Here is a 13,744-nt window from a genome sequence, read left to right as displayed (position 1 = left end):
CCCCCGCGTCGGCGAGCATGGCCAGCATGACTGCTGCCAATCTCCGGCCTCCCCGCCGCCGGCTCGCGCGGGTGGGCGCGCTCGCCGGCCTGCTGGTCACCGTCGTCGCCCTGTTGCTGGCCCCGGCCACCCCCGCAAGCGCCCACGCGGTGCTGGTGAGCAGCAGCCCGGCCGCGTCCGCCGTGGTGCCCGGCGGGCCGGCCGAGGTGGTGCTGACGTTCAGCGAACCGGTGCGCAAGGTGGCCGGGAAGATCCGGGTGATCGCCCCGGACGGCGCGCGGGCCGACCGGGGGGAGCCGGCCTTCGAGAGCACGGTGGTGACCGTGCCGGTGGACCCGTCCGCCGGGCGGGGCACCTACCTGGTCAGCTACCGGGTCATCTCGGCGGACAGCCACCCGGTGTCCGGCGCGTTCACCTACTCCGTGGGCGCCCCGTCGACGCCGCCGACGGACGCGGGGTCCGACAACCGGGCCGACCCGGTGGTGGAGAACGGGGTCAAGGTCGCCAAGTACCTCGGGTACGCGGGGCTGCTGCTGCTGGTCGGCCCGGCGCTGGTGCTCGGCGCGCTGTGGCCGCGTCGGCTCTCCCGCCGGGGCCCGGCCCGGCTGGCCTGGGCGGGGCTGGGCCTGCTGGTGTTCGCCACGCTCGCCGAGCTGTGGTTACAGGTGCCGTACACCGCCGGGGGCGGGCTGTTCGACGTGACCGGGGCGGGCCTCGGCGACGTGCTGGGCAGCACGTATGGCGCGACGCACCTGGTCCGGCTGGGCCTGCTCGCGGCGGCGGCGTTCCTGCTCCGCCCGCTCTTCGCCGGGCCGGTGGGCCGCACCGACGGGGTGATCCTGGCGATTCTCGGCGGAGCGGCGCTGCTCACCTGGCCGCTGGCCGGGCACCCGGCGGCCTCGCCCGCCCCGGCCGTGTCGGTGGTGGTCGACGCGGTGCACCTGGGCAGCATGGCGGTCTGGCTGGGCGGGTTGGTGATGCTCGGCGGGTTCCTGCTGCGTCGGGCCGACGAGCGGGAGCTGGGCGCGATCCTGCCGATCTGGTCACGCTGGGCGGCGCTGGCCGTCGCGGCGCTGCTGCTCGCCGGCACGGTGCAGGCGCTGATCGAGGTGGCCACCCCGACCGCCCTGGTCGACACCACGTACGGGCGGCTGGTGCTGGCCAAGATCGTGCTGTTCGTCCTGGTGCTCGGCGTGGCCGCGTACTCCCGGGCGCTGGTGCGCCGGCGCACCGCCGCGGGGCGGCCGACGCCGGTGCGGCGGGCGGTGTGGGCGGAGTTGGCGATCACCGCGGTGGTGCTTGCGGTGTCGGCGACCCTGGTGCAGACGCCGCCGGCCCGCACCGCCGACGCCGACGTGAACGGCACGCAGGCCGGCCTTTTCACCACCACCCTGTCCAGCCCGCTCTACTCCCTCCAGGTCGAGATGGACCCGGCCGAACGGGGCAACAACACGCTGCACCTGTACGCGTACACGAAGGACAATCGACCGCAGCCGGTGGAGGAGTGGAAGGCCACCGCCGCGCTGCCGGCGGCCGGGATCGAGCCGATCGAGATCCTGCTGCTGCCGCTGACCGACAACCACGCGACCGGGGAGCTCAACCTGCCCGCCGTGGGGGAGTGGCAGTTCCGTTTCACCGTCCGGACCACGGACATCGACCAGGCCACGGTGAGCGCCACCGTGAGCATCCGCTAGAGAGAGGCAGTTCCCCATGCTCCGTCACCGGCGTTCCGCAACCGCCGCCGTCCTGGCCCTCGGCGTCGCCGCCGTGGTGCTCGGCGTGGCCGCGCCCGCCTCGGCGCACGTCTCGGTCAACCCGAAGGAGGCGACCCAGGGCGGCTACGGGCGGTTCGCGTTCCGGGTGCCGAACGAGAGCGACGAGGCCTCCACGACCAAGGTCGAGGTGGTGCTGCCGGAGAACGCCCCGGTCGGTTCGGTGTCCACGATGCCGGTGCCGGGCTGGACGGTGGCGGTGGAGAAGCGCAAGGTGGACCCGCCGGTGCAGGTACACGGCAGCGAGGTCACCGAGGCCGTGTCGAAGGTCACCTGGACGGCGACCGGCGACGCGGCGGTCAAGCCGGGCCAGTTCCAGGAGTTCCCGGTCTCGATGGGGCCGCTGCCGGAGGTGGACACGATGGTGTTCAAGGCGCTTCAGACGTACTCGGACGGCAACGTGGTGCGCTGGATCGAGGAGCCGTCCGCCGGGGCCGAGGAGCCGGACAAGCCCGCGCCGGTGCTCACCCTCACCGCGGCGGCCCCGTCGGCGGGGGCGTCGGCGCCGGCCGTGGCAGCCGCCGGCGCGGACGACGACGATGACGACTCCGACGGCGGGGCGGGCATCGCGTTCGGGGTGGCGGGGCTGGTCGCCGGCCTGGCCGGCCTGGCCCTGGGCGGCCTCGCGTTCGCCCGTACCCGGCGGGAGCCGGCCGCGGGGTCCTGAGCCGTCCCGTACCGCCCGCTGGCCCGCCGGTCCCTACCGGCGGGCCAGCGGCTTTTCCGCGTCGCCGTACGCCGTTGCTGGTGATATCGGGTGATTGTGCGATTTGCATCGGTATGGTCGTCCGGGTACCCGGCCACGGAAGGAAACGACACGGATGCGATTCGCGCGCGCGCTCGTCGGCATGCTGCTGCTCACCATCGGGATCCCGGCGCTGCTGGCCGGCGCCGCCCTCGGCGTCGCCACCCGGCGCGGCGACCCCGACGGCGGCGTCACCGCCCAGATCGGCGCGGTGGACCTGCGGGCGGAAACCGCCGCCGGGTGGCTCCCCGTGGCCGTCTGGGCGCTGATCGTCCTGGGCGGCCTGCTGGTGGTGTCCGCCGCGCTCCTGCTGCGACCGGTGCGCCCCCGCGAGGTGGTCTTCGTGGTCGAGCCCGACCAGGTGCCGGTGCTCGCCGGCCGGCTCGGGATGACCTCGCTCGACGCGCTCGGCGCCGGCCCCGCGCCGGCCCCGGCGGTCCCCGCCGAACGGCAACTGGTGGCGGTGGGTCCGCCCGCCGGCCGGCCCCGCCCGGCGCTGGGGCCGGCCCCGGCCCGCCGCCCGGCCACCCTGGCCGATCTCGCCCCGCCGTCCCCGCCGGCACCGCTGGCCTGGCCGCCGCTGAACCCGGAGGCCACAGCCCGGCCGGTACGCATCGAGCCCCGCCGCATCCGCCCGGCCGCGCCCGGCCCGGCCCGCACCCGCCAACCCTCCTGACCGGTACGCCGCCCCCGCCGGTCGGGCGGGTGCGCCCGTCGCCGGAGGCGTCGACCGGAGAATTATGTCCCTCGACGGCGGGTGGCCCTCCGCGCTGCCGACGCGGAGGGCCACCTCACCGGGGGACCGGTGCCACGGGGGATGCCCGAGGTATGGGCAAGATTAGCCCGTATCGGCGCTACTCGGGAGTTCTGTCCAGTTGGTGCGATTTTTTGTCCCTGGCGATGGTCGGCCCGGCCCGCCGGGCGACCGGCAGAGTCACCAGCAGCAGCAGGCTCAGCAGCACGTACGTGTTGCGGACCAGGAACTCCCCGGGCGAGTCCGTGCGCACCGGGGCGACCCCCCAGTCGTGGAACGAGACCACCCCGTAGACGATCACCGCGCCGGTGAACACGGCCAGCCCGGTCAGCCACCGGCGTCGCCGCGCCCCGTCGGGCGTGGCCGGGTTCGTGCCCAGCGCCGCGTCGGCCAGCACCACCACCGCCGGGACGAACCAGTAGATGTGGTGGGTCCAGGTGATCGGGCTGACCAGCGCGCCCACCAGCCCGGTCAGGGTCAGGCCGGTGAGCGCGTCTCCGGCCGAGGCGGCGCGGGCGGCCCGCCACAGCCCGTACCCGGCGACGAGCAGGGCCAGCGCGAGCCACAGCGCCCGGTTCGGCTCGGCCGGCGCGGTGAACCGGCTGAGCAGCCCGAACAGCGACTGGTTCCCGGTGTAGTCGGTGCGCCCGACCCGGTTGGTCGCCCACAGCTCGTGGGTCCAGAACCGCCACGAGTCCGACGGGGCCACGGCCGCCACGAGCAGGGTCGCCCCGGCGGCGGTCGCCGACGCCACGGCCGCCTCCCGCCAGCGGCGGGTCGCCAGCAGGTAGACGATGAAGATGCCGGGGTAGAGCTTCAGGGCGGTGGCCAACCCGACGCCGACCCCGGCCCAGCGCCGCCCCTGCGGCACCCCGAAGAGCAGGTCGGCCAGGATCAGCACGACCAGCAGCATGTTGATCTGACCGAAGGTGATCGTCTCCCGGGTGCTCTCCACCGCGAAGACCAGCAGCACCGCGACGGTGAGGGTGAAGGTCCGGGGCAGGCCGTGCCGGGCGACGACCGGGGCGAGCAGCCAGCGGGTGGTCACCACCACGGCGAGCGCGGTCAGGACCGTGAAGACCGCGATCGTCAGGCCCAGCGGCAGCAGCGCGAACGGGCGCAGCAGCAGCGCGCTCAGCGGGGGGTAGGTGAAGTACAGCTCGCCCTGGACCCGGTCCGGCTGCGCGTAGTCGTAGAGCGGGTGGCCGGCGGCCCACCAGTCCATCGCCCGCATGTAGATCTTCAGGTCGAAGAAGTTGTGCACCAGCCCGGGCAGGTACAACGCCGGGAGGACGGCAGCCAGGGCCAGCACCGTGACCAGCCGGCGGACCCTGCGGCCGCCCGGCTCGTCGGCGGTGACGGAGGGTGGCGCGATCGGTTCAGCTGGCACGGGGAAACCCTAGCGGTCCATCCGGCCGACAGTGCCGAGGCGCGAGGGCGTGGGCTGCGCGTAGGCTGTGGCCGTGGCTGACCTCCTCGTCTGGATCGACTGTGAGATGACCGGATTGGACCTCGGCAGGGACGCCCTGATCGAGGTCGCCGCGCTCGTCACCGACCCCGACCTCAACGTGCTCGGTGACGGTGTCGACGTGGTGATCCACGCCGACGAGGCGGCGCTGGAGGGGATGCCGGAGATCGTCCGGACCATGCACGGCAAGTCCGGCCTCACCGAGGAGGTCCGGCGTTCGGCCGTGACCCTGGCCGAGGCCGAGGACCTGGTGCTCGACTATGTCGCCAGCCATGTGAAGGACCCGCGCACCGCGCCGCTGTGCGGCAACTCCATCGCCACCGACCGGGGCTTCATCGCCCGGGACATGCCGCGCCTGGACGCACACCTGCACTACCGGATGATCGACGTCTCCTCCATCAAGGAGCTGTGCCGGCGCTGGTACCCGCGGGTGTACTTCGGGCAGCCGAAGAAGGGGCTGGCCCACCGGGCGCTGGCCGACATCCGGGAGAGCATCCGCGAGCTGGAGTACTACCGGCGTACCCTCTTCGTCCCGCTGCCCGGCCCCGATGTGGACAGCGCCAAGGCCATCGCCGCCGAGCTCTGAGCCACGGCCCCGTCCGCGCGGGTTCAGCGGGCGGTGAGGCCGCGCCGGGTGGAGACGCCGGCCGGCAGCCGGTTCAGCTCCGCCCAGGACAGCGCCGGCTCCGTGCGGCGCGCGTTGCGCACCTCGCGGTACGGCGGCTGCGCGGGGAACCGCCCCCTCCCGGCTTCCCGCCAGCGGCGCTCGGCGTCCTGCTGGTACCGGTCATAAGGCAGATTCGGCATGACCATACCGTCCCAAAGAAAGTTGTACATGTATGGAAATGGTTATGACGTTCGATCGATGAGTCCGGTTCCCGCCGTCGGCAACCGGACCACGAACCGAAATTCATCGGTGATCTTCTGTACGTCTACCCGCCCGTCGGTCGCCTCAATCAGCCCGCGCGCGATCTTCGGAAGCGGCCCGCCGGAGCTCTCGGCCGGAGGCGGGTCGGGCTGCCGGATGGGGTGATCCGGCGGGCGATGTCGCGTGACGCGTACCCGCCGGCCTGGATCGACAGGGTGGGGGTGGGAACGGTTGGGGGGTGGGGTGTGGGTGGCTGGCGTACCGTGATCATGGGGCCTCGGGGTGGGGCGCGTTCTGGCGGTGCGGAGGAGGGTGACCGGTGCTCGACCGGCGGCTGTACCTGCACCTGGCGACCTGGCTCGGGCAGTGGCCGGCCGGACCCGGACTGAACGTGGTCAGCTCGCGCCGGCGTGCCCTGCCCGCCTGGGACGGCCGGCTCCGCCCGGCGATCGCGGTCGGCGACGGCCGCGGCACGGTGCTCTCGGTGGCGCCCCGGCACGCCCCGGAGGTCCGGGCGTTGGCCGGTCAGTCGGAGCGGCGGCTGATTGCCGGCCTGCCGGCCGCCGTGGACCACCCCGGGTGGGTGTGCCACGAGGACGTTTTCCGGTGGACCCTGGCCCCGGCTCCGCTGCCGGACGTGGGCGAGTGGGTCGCGCCGACCGAGCCAGGGCTGCCGCGGTGGCTGCGGCTGTTCGACCGCGAGGTGCTGGTGGTGCGGGGCACCGACGGGCGGTACCTGGCCGGCGCGGCGATCAAGCGGCACGACGCCCACGGGCACGAGTTGGCCGTCGGCACCGTGCCGGAGGCCAGGGGGCGCGGGTTGGCGCGCCGGCTCGTCGCCCGGGCCGCCCGCCGGGTGCTCGACGGGGGTGCGGTGCCGACGTACCGGCACGACCCTGCCAACGTCGCGTCGGCGCGGGTCGCCGAGGCGGCCGGCTTCGCGGACCAGGGCTGGCGGTCGTACGGGGTGTACCCGCCGTGACCCCGGGCCCCGACGGCCCGTAGCTGCCCGCCCGCCGGCCGGTGCCGCAGGCGGGGCGCGGACCGTGGATCCCGGGCCGGATCCACGGTCCGCAGCCTTCCCCAGGCCCTCCCGCCGGCCGCCGTCCCGCCCATGACGCTACGTATCAATAATGGGTCGGGCAAGGGGTGGCCGGCGGGTCGTCGGTGTCGTTTAGTGGACTTGACCTGCGGTGCGGCGAGCCGGGCGGCTTCTGGGCCTAGTGACGCAGAGTGCGGATCAGGGCCGGCGTCTGGCGGCTGGCCGGCCGCAGCACCCGTGCCGGGACAGCCCGACGGGTGGACCACCCCAGGTACGCGAACCAGAGCAGCGCGGGGTCAACCGGCCAGGCCGAGCGCCTCCGCCGCCGCCCGCCCGTTTGCGTGGCTCGCCCCGTACGTGGTCACGTAGGCGCGAGCGCCCGTCGGCCGCCACCGGCCCGGCCAGCCCATCTCCACCACGGTCACCGGATGCGTGGCGGCCAGCGCGTCGACCAGGTCGGGGCAGCCGGGGAGCCGGTGCAGGTGCCGGCCCACCAGCACGATGGGCCGGGCCCCGGCGAGCCCGCGCAGGGACGCCACGTCGGTCTCGGCGGCCACCACCCGCAGCTCCTCCAGCCCGGCCAGGTGCGGGCCGAGCCCCCACGGCACCCGCTCCTCGACGATCGTGGACGCGGTGTGCAACTGGACCACCAGCGGCCGGCCCAGCCCCGTGACGTCGCCCTCGACGCGGACGGCGCGCCGCGCGACGGCGTACCCGAGGTCGGTCGGGGCGGGGGGCGGCGTGCCGCCGGGCCGGGTCCAGGCGGCGAGCCCCGCGGTGCGGCCGGCGGCCTCCTCCACCCGGGCCCGGTCCAACCGGCCGTCGCCGAGCGCGTCGACGATCTCGGCGGCCACCCGCTCCACCAGCGCGGCGTCGACCGTGGCGCCGATGCAGAGCAGGTCCGCCCCGGCGGCGAGCGCGCGGACGGCGGCCGGGCCGACGCCCCCGGCGGCGAGCGCCGCGCCCTTCATCTCCAGCGCGTCGGTGATCACCGCCCCGGAGAAGCCGTACTCGCGGCGCAGCAGGTCGACCAGGACCGCCCGGCTGAAGGTGGCCGGGTCGTCGCCGGTCAGCGCGGGGACCCGGATGTGCGCCGTCATGATCGCCCGCACCCCGGCCCCGATGGCGGCGGCGAACGGCGGCAGGTCCCGCTCGCCCAGTACGGCCGGCGGCACGTCCACGGTGGGCAGCTCGTGATGGGAGTCGGCGGTCGCCGCGCCGTGGCCGGGGAAGTGCTTCGCGCAGGCGGCCACGCCGGTCGACTGGAGGCCGGTGACGGCGGCGGCCGAGTGGACGGCCACCCGGGCCGGGTCGGCGCCGAACGAGCGGGTGCCGATGACCGGGTTCTCGTCGGCGGTGTTCACGTCCACGGTCGGCGCGAGGTTGACGGTGATCCCGAGGGCGGCCAGTTCGGTTCCGATCGCCGCGTACACCCGCTCGGTCACCGCCGGATCGTCGACCGCGCCGAGCGCGGCGTTGCCCGGGTACGGGCTGCCGGTGGCGCGGGCGAGCCGGGTGACGTCGCCGCCCTCCTCGTCGATGGCGACCAGCACATCGGGCCGGGCCGCGCGCAGCGCCGCCGTGCTCGCCGCGAGCTGGGCGAAGTCGTGCACGTTCGTGCCGAACAGGGTGTGCCCGGCCAGGCCCTCGCCCACGAGGCGGACGGCCCAGTCCGGCGGGACGGGCCCCGGGTACGCGGCGAGTAGGGTGCCCAGCGCGAGCCGGCGCAGTCCTGGATCGGTCCCCACGAGTCTGTCCCCTTCCGGTGCCCGAGGGCACGAACGTCGTACCAGGTCGCCGGCGGGACCACGGTCGCTGCCGGGTCGTCCGACCACCCGGTCTCGGGCGGCCGTTACGCTACGGACACCCGTCTGCAGGTCGGTAGTGGTGAGTAGAGCTTACGAATAGCTAGAGGACATGGCATGAGTGCGACCCGGCTGCCCGGCACCCCCCGCCTGTTACGAGCGCTCAACGACCGCGCGACGTTGGAGCTGTTACTCGAGCGCGGGCCGCTGACCCGGGCCCGGATCGGCGAGCTGACCGGCCTTTCCAAAGTCACCGCCAGCCAGCTGGTCGAGCGGCTGGAGGAACGCGGCCTGGTCGCCCGGGTCGGCGAGCAGGCCGGCGGGCGGGGCCCGAACGCCCAGCTCTACGCCGTCCGGCCCGGCAGCGCGTACGTGGTCGGGGTGGAGGTCGGCGCGGACCGGGTGGTCGCGGCCTGCGCCGACATCACGGGCGCGGTGACCGGCCGGGTGGAGCTGTCCACCCGGGACACCGACGACCCGGTCGGCGTGGTGCACAACGCCGTCGTCCAGGCCGCCAGCAGCGCCGGGGCCGAGCTGTCCGGCGTGCGTCGGGTGGTGCTGGGCACGCCCGGCCTGGTCGACCCGGGCTCCGGCGACATCACCTTCGCGTTCAACCTGCCGCGCTGGCACCGTGGCCTGCTCGCCGCGTTGCGCGAGGACCTGGACACCCCGGTGGTCTTCGAGAACGACGTCAACCTGGCCGCCGTCGCCGAGGCGCAGTCGGGCGCGGCCCGGGAGCTGGCCGACTTCGTGCTGGTCTGGTTGGGCGCGGGCGTCGGTCTGGCGATCATGCTCGGCGGACGGCTGCACCACGGCAGCAGCGGCGCGGCCGGCGAAATCGGCTACCTGCCGGTGCCCGGGGCGCCGATCCCGCGCGACGTGTCCCGCCGGGCCAAGCCGGCCTTCCAGCAGCTCGCCGGCAGCGACGCGGTGCTGGCGGTGGCCCGGGAGCACGGCATCGTCGCCGACCACGCCGCCGAGGCGGTACGGGCGGCGGTCGAGGCCGACGCCGCACCGGTGCTCGACGAACTGGCCCGCCGGCTCGCCCTGGGCGTGGCGAGCACCTGCGTGGTGCTCGACCCACCGCTGGTGGTGCTCGCCGGCGAGGTCGGGCGGGCCGGCGGCGCGGCGCTGGCTGGGCGGGTGCAGCGCGAGGTGGCGGCGATCACCCTGGTCCGCCCCCGGGTGGTGCCGAGCGGACTGACCGAGGAGCCGGTCCTGCACGGCGCGCTGCGCACCGCTCTCGACGCCGTGCGGGACGAGGTGTTCGGCAGCACCGTGGGCTGACCACGCGTCCGTCACGTAGGAATTCTTCACCATCACCCGGGGCGGTGCAACAAGTTGTCGCGCCCCGGGTGCGCGGGTCAGATCAGGTCGCGGCGGCGGAACGCGGCGAACGCGGCCGCCGTCAGCCCGCCGGTCAGCGCCAGCAGCACCGTCAGCCCGAGCCCCCAGCCGAGCTGGTAGGTGCCGTCGCAGTAACCGGACACGCCCCGGCACGTGGTGGCGTCGGAGAGCCGGGCCTCGCCGGTCAGCCAGGCGTCGAGGTAGGTGGAGAGCATCCAGTCCTCGCCCCGCGGTATGCCCACCACCTCCACCACCACCCGCAGGCCCAGCTCCCACACCACCGCGTACGCCATGACCGCGCCGAGCGCCGCCGCCGTCCGCCGGCCGAGGGTGGCGATGGCGAAACCGGCCGTCGCGGCGAACAGCACCAGCACCACCCCGCGGGCCCAGGTCAGCCACAGCCACGGCCAGAAGTCCCCGCCGGTCGCCCCGGGCATCCCGGCGGTCTGCCCGATCAGCCAGAACGCGCCCCCGTACACCGTCGACGCCAGCACCGACACCGCCGCCAGCGCGCCGAGCAGCGTGCCCAGCTTCGCGCCGAGCACGGCGAGCCGCCGGGGCCGCCAGATCAGCAGGTTGACCACCCCGCCGGTGGACAGGTCCGCCCCGATGTACGAGGCCCCGACCAGGAACCCGAACAGCACCAGGAAGAGGATCAGGAGGTACAGCAGCGGGCGGGCCTGGTTGGCGAAGTTGAACACCCCCTGGAGGTGGTCGGCGGCCACCGGCAGCCGCTCCCGCTGGGCGGAGTCGAACGCCGAGCAGTCGTCCGGGAAGCTCTCCGCCTCCTCCTTCGGCAGGTTTCCCCGCGCGGCGGCCAGGCACCGCTGGTACGTGGACTCCAGGGCCTGCCGTTCCTCGGCCGCCGCCTGCTGGGCCTCGGCGACCTCGATCGACGACGGCCGGTGCGAGCCGACCAGGGTGGTCACCGCGGTCACCGCGAACGCCAGCACCAGCAGCACCAGCATGAGCTGGACGAAGCGGCGCGCGGCCAGCCGTTCCAACTCGGCCCGTACCAGGTTCACGCCCTTGCCTCCCTGTCATCGCCGACGGTCACGTCGAGGTCGATGAGCCGGCCCTCGCCGGGGACGACGGGTGCCGGCTCGTAGGCCAGCCCGGGCAGCTCGGGATGCTCCGCCCCGTCGTCGGTCAGCTCCAGGAAGACGCTCTCCAGGTCGGGCCGCAGCGGCACCAGCTCGCGGACCCAGAGCCCTTGCTCGCCCAGCAGCCGGCTGATCTCGCCGGCGTCCGGCACCCCGCCGACGACGAGGTGCTCGGCGCGCTCGTCCACCGGCAGCCCCGCCTGGCGCAGCAGCTCCGCAGCCCGCCCCTGCTCGGGCACCCCGACCCGCCACTCGTGCTGGTCGTGGCCGGCCAGCACGCCCTCCACCGGCCCGGCGGCCACCCGCCGCCCCCGGGAGATGATCGTCACGTGGTCGCAGATCAGCTGGATCTCGCCGAGGATGTGGCTGGACAGCAGCACGGTCACCCCGGCCGCCGCCAGCTCCCGCATCAGGTCCCGCATCTCCCTGATGCCCGCCGGGTCCAGCCCGTTCGCCGGCTCGTCCAGGATCAGCAGCTCCGGCTCCTTGAGCAGGGCCGAGGCCACGGCCAGCCGTTGCCGCATGCCCAGCGAGTAGCCCTTGACCTCGTCGTCGCCCCGGCCGCGCAGCCCCACCTGGTCCAGCACCTCGTCCACCCGCCGGGTCGGCACCCCGCCGGCCCGGGCGAGCAGCCGCAGCGTGCGGTGCCCGGTGAAGTTGCCGAAGAACTGCGGCGTCTCCACGATCGCGCCGACCCGCCCGGCCACCGCGGCCGACCGGCGCGGCACGTCCTCGCCGAACAGCCGCATCCGGCCCGCGTCGGCGCGGACCAGCCCGAGCAGGGCGCGCAGCGTGGTGGTCTTGCCCGAGCCGTTCGGCCCCAGGAAGCCGTGGATCTCGCCCCGCCCCACCAGCAGGTCGAAGCCGTCGACGGCGACCTGGCGGCTGCGGTACGGGCCGTGGAAGGTCTTGCGTAGCCCCTCGATCTCGATCACGGCGCTCACCCGAGACGCTCCCTGAAGCGGTACGGCATCTGGTTCCTCCCCCGTGCGGTGACCAACGCCACGGCGCCCCACCCTATGGCGTGGCCACCGCCCGTGGGGGGCGGTGCGGCGGTGCGTGGTTGGATGGACGGGTGACTGGTGACCTGATCCCCGGCGTCGTCGGCGCCGCCCCCGCCACCGCCCCCGTGGACGCGGATCTGGTGGTCAGCCTGGACGGTGTGGGCGTACGCCGGTCCGACACCGCGCTGCTGCACGATGTGGAGTGGCGGGTCGAGCTGGACGAGCGCTGGGTCGTGCTGGGCCCCAACGGTGCCGGCAAGACGACGTTGCTGAGCCTGGCCGCCGGCCGGCTGCACCCGACCACGGGCACGGCGCACGTGCTCGGCGAGCGGATCGGCCGGACCGACGTCAACGAGCTGCGGATGCGGATCGGCCTGTCCACCGCCGCCCTCGCCGAGCGGGTGCCCGCCGAGGAGCGGGTGGTCGACGTGGTGGTCACCGCCGCCTGGTCGGTGGTGGGGCGTTGGCGGGAGAGCTACGACCGCACCGACGAGGCCCGGGCGCACGCCCTGCTCGGCCAGTTCGGCATCGGCCACCTCGCCGACCGGGCGTACGGCACGCTGTCCGAGGGGGAGCGCAAGCGGGTGCAGATCGCCCGGGCGCTGATGACCGACCCCGAGCTGCTGCTGCTGGACGAGCCCGCCGCCGGGCTCGACCTGGGCGGGCGCGAGGACCTGGTGGCCCGGCTGGCCGAGCTGGCGTACGACCCGGACGCTCCGGCCCTGGTCCTGGTCACCCACCACGTCGAGGAGATCCCGCCGGGCTTCACCCACGCCCTGCTGCTGCGCGAGGGCGGCGTGACGGCCCAGGGGCTGCTCGCCGACACCCTGACCGCCGACAATCTCTCCAAAACCTTCGGCCTGCCCCTGACGGTCGACCGCGTCGGCGACCGCTGGACGGCCCGCGCCGCCTGAGCCGCGAGGAGTGTCGAGCGTGCAGCAGACCCGGGTGGTCGTGGTGGGCAGCGCCAACATGGACCTGGTGGCCACCGCGCCGACTCTGCCGCGTCCCGGTGAGACGGTGCTCGGCAGCGCCTTCGTCATGGTCCCCGGCGGCAAGGGCGCCAACCAGGCCGTCGCCGCCGTGCGGGCCGGCGCGTCCTGCGCGTTCCTCGGCGCGATCGGCTCCGACGCGTTCGGGGTCACCCTCAAGGCCCGGATCACCGCGGCCGGCGTCGACACGGGCCAGCTCCGGGTGGTGTACGGGGCGTCCGGCGTCGCCCTGGTCATGGTCGGCGCCGACGGCGAGAACGCGATCATGGTCACCCCGGGGGCGAACGCCGCGTTCACCGCTCTCACCGAGGGCGAGCTGGCCGCCGTGCGGGCGGCGGACGTGCTGGTCGCCCAGTTGGAGATCCCGGTCGCGACGGTGACCGAGGCGGCGCTTGCCGCCCGCGCCGCCGGCACCCGGGTGATCCTCAACGCGGCGCCGGCCCAGCGGGTGCCGGACGAGTTGCTCGCCGCCGTCGACCTGCTGGTGGTCAACGAGAACGAGGCGCTGGCGCTCACCGGGCGCGGCCGGGACGACCCGGGAGCGCTGCTGGCGCTCGCGCCCCGGGCGGTGCTGACCTTGGGCGGGGACGGGGCCTGGTACGTCGAGCGGGACGCCGAGCCCGCGTACGTCCCGGCGGTGCAGGTCGACGTGGTCGACTCGACGGCAGCCGGGGACGCCTTCACGGCGGCCCTCGCCGTGGCCTGGGGCGAGGGGCGGGACCTGGTTGCCGCCGTCCGGTGGGCGGCGGCGGCCGGCGCGGCCTGCGTACGCAGGCTCGGCGCGTCCGTGGCCCTGCCCCGCCGGGCCGAGATCGACCAGCTCCACGCCCCGTCGGCCTGACGG

At 75.0% G+C, this 13,744-nt stretch carries 13 protein-coding genes; 8 read left to right on the top strand and 5 right to left on the bottom strand.

The window, feature by feature from the left end; genetic code table 11:
- Window positions 1-26: 26 nt before the first annotated feature.
- The 3 genes from ACFYZF_RS06925 (at window position 27) to ACFYZF_RS06915 (ending at window position 3,193) form a co-directional block, all read left to right on the top strand.
- Complete coding sequence (locus ACFYZF_RS06925; RefSeq protein ID WP_387016751.1) at window positions 27-1,694, top strand: copper resistance CopC/CopD family protein; 1,668 nt, start codon at window positions 27-29, stop codon at window positions 1,692-1,694.
- 16 nt (window positions 1,695-1,710) lie between these two features.
- Window positions 1,711-2,439, top strand: coding sequence for a YcnI family protein (locus ACFYZF_RS06920; RefSeq protein ID WP_387016749.1), 729 nt, complete (start codon window positions 1,711-1,713; stop codon window positions 2,437-2,439).
- Between the two features lie 154 nt (window positions 2,440-2,593).
- A complete protein-coding gene (locus ACFYZF_RS06915; protein ID WP_387016748.1) occupies window positions 2,594-3,193 on the top strand; it encodes a hypothetical protein in 600 nt (199 codons plus the stop codon).
- 178 nt (window positions 3,194-3,371) lie between these two features.
- Here ACFYZF_RS06915 and ACFYZF_RS06910 read toward each other — a convergent pair whose 3' ends face one another.
- Entirely contained in the window at window positions 3,372-4,661 is a 1,290-nt protein-coding gene (locus ACFYZF_RS06910; protein ID WP_387016746.1) for a glycosyltransferase family 87 protein, read from the bottom strand.
- A 67-nt stretch (window positions 4,662-4,728) separates the two neighbouring features.
- Here ACFYZF_RS06910 and orn point away from each other — a divergent pair, with 67 nt between their 5' ends.
- On the top strand, window positions 4,729-5,325 hold the full coding sequence (gene orn / locus ACFYZF_RS06905; protein WP_387016744.1) for an oligoribonuclease: 597 nt from the start codon (window positions 4,729-4,731) through the stop codon (window positions 5,323-5,325).
- A gap of 23 nt (window positions 5,326-5,348) precedes the next feature.
- On the opposite strand, the gene ACFYZF_RS06900 is transcribed toward orn, so the two are convergent.
- The gene (locus tag ACFYZF_RS06900) at window positions 5,349-5,546 is read right to left on the bottom strand and encodes a DNA repair protein (protein ID WP_387016743.1); all 198 of its coding nucleotides are present in this window, start codon (window positions 5,544-5,546) and stop codon (window positions 5,349-5,351) included.
- A 380-nt stretch (window positions 5,547-5,926) separates the two neighbouring features.
- Between ACFYZF_RS06900 and ACFYZF_RS06895 the strand changes: the two genes are divergently transcribed.
- On the top strand, window positions 5,927-6,589 hold the full coding sequence (locus ACFYZF_RS06895) for a GNAT family N-acetyltransferase (protein ID WP_387016741.1): 663 nt from the start codon (window positions 5,927-5,929) through the stop codon (window positions 6,587-6,589).
- A 356-nt stretch (window positions 6,590-6,945) separates the two neighbouring features.
- On the opposite strand, the gene ACFYZF_RS06890 is transcribed toward ACFYZF_RS06895, so the two are convergent.
- Window positions 6,946-8,397, bottom strand: coding sequence for a glycoside hydrolase family 3 protein (locus tag ACFYZF_RS06890; RefSeq protein ID WP_387016739.1), 1,452 nt, complete (start codon window positions 8,395-8,397; stop codon window positions 6,946-6,948).
- A gap of 174 nt (window positions 8,398-8,571) precedes the next feature.
- Here ACFYZF_RS06890 and ACFYZF_RS06885 point away from each other — a divergent pair, with 174 nt between their 5' ends.
- Complete coding sequence (locus tag ACFYZF_RS06885; RefSeq protein WP_387016737.1) at window positions 8,572-9,741, top strand: ROK family protein; 1,170 nt, start codon at window positions 8,572-8,574, stop codon at window positions 9,739-9,741.
- A 77-nt stretch (window positions 9,742-9,818) separates the two neighbouring features.
- Here ACFYZF_RS06885 and ACFYZF_RS06880 read toward each other — a convergent pair whose 3' ends face one another.
- The gene (locus ACFYZF_RS06880) at window positions 9,819-10,826 is read right to left on the bottom strand and encodes an ABC transporter permease subunit (RefSeq protein WP_387016736.1); all 1,008 of its coding nucleotides are present in this window, start codon (window positions 10,824-10,826) and stop codon (window positions 9,819-9,821) included.
- Window positions 10,823-11,848 carry an ABC transporter ATP-binding protein gene (locus ACFYZF_RS06875; protein ID WP_387016733.1) on the bottom strand — a complete coding sequence of 342 codons (1,026 nt, stop codon included), beginning with the start codon at window positions 11,846-11,848 and terminating at the stop codon, window positions 10,823-10,825. The genes ACFYZF_RS06880 and ACFYZF_RS06875 overlap by 4 nt, the downstream gene beginning before the upstream one ends.
- A 131-nt stretch (window positions 11,849-11,979) precedes the next feature.
- On the opposite strand from ACFYZF_RS06875, the gene ACFYZF_RS06870 reads away from it, so the two are divergent.
- Both ACFYZF_RS06870 and ACFYZF_RS06865 read left to right on the top strand, forming a co-directional pair.
- Window positions 11,980-12,822, top strand: coding sequence for an ABC transporter ATP-binding protein (locus tag ACFYZF_RS06870; RefSeq protein ID WP_387016731.1), 843 nt, complete (start codon window positions 11,980-11,982; stop codon window positions 12,820-12,822).
- Between the two features lie 19 nt (window positions 12,823-12,841).
- Window positions 12,842-13,741, top strand: coding sequence for a ribokinase (locus tag ACFYZF_RS06865; protein ID WP_387016729.1), 900 nt, complete (start codon window positions 12,842-12,844; stop codon window positions 13,739-13,741).
- Window positions 13,742-13,744 lie beyond the last annotated feature (3 nt).

The sequence above is a fragment of the Micromonospora sp. NPDC001898 genome, assembly GCF_042891255.1.
Taxonomy (GTDB): Bacteria; Actinomycetota; Actinomycetes; order Mycobacteriales; family Micromonosporaceae; genus Micromonospora.
The sequence above is the reverse complement of the archived record's forward strand: the minus strand, read 5'-3'. Positions and strand labels throughout refer to the sequence as shown.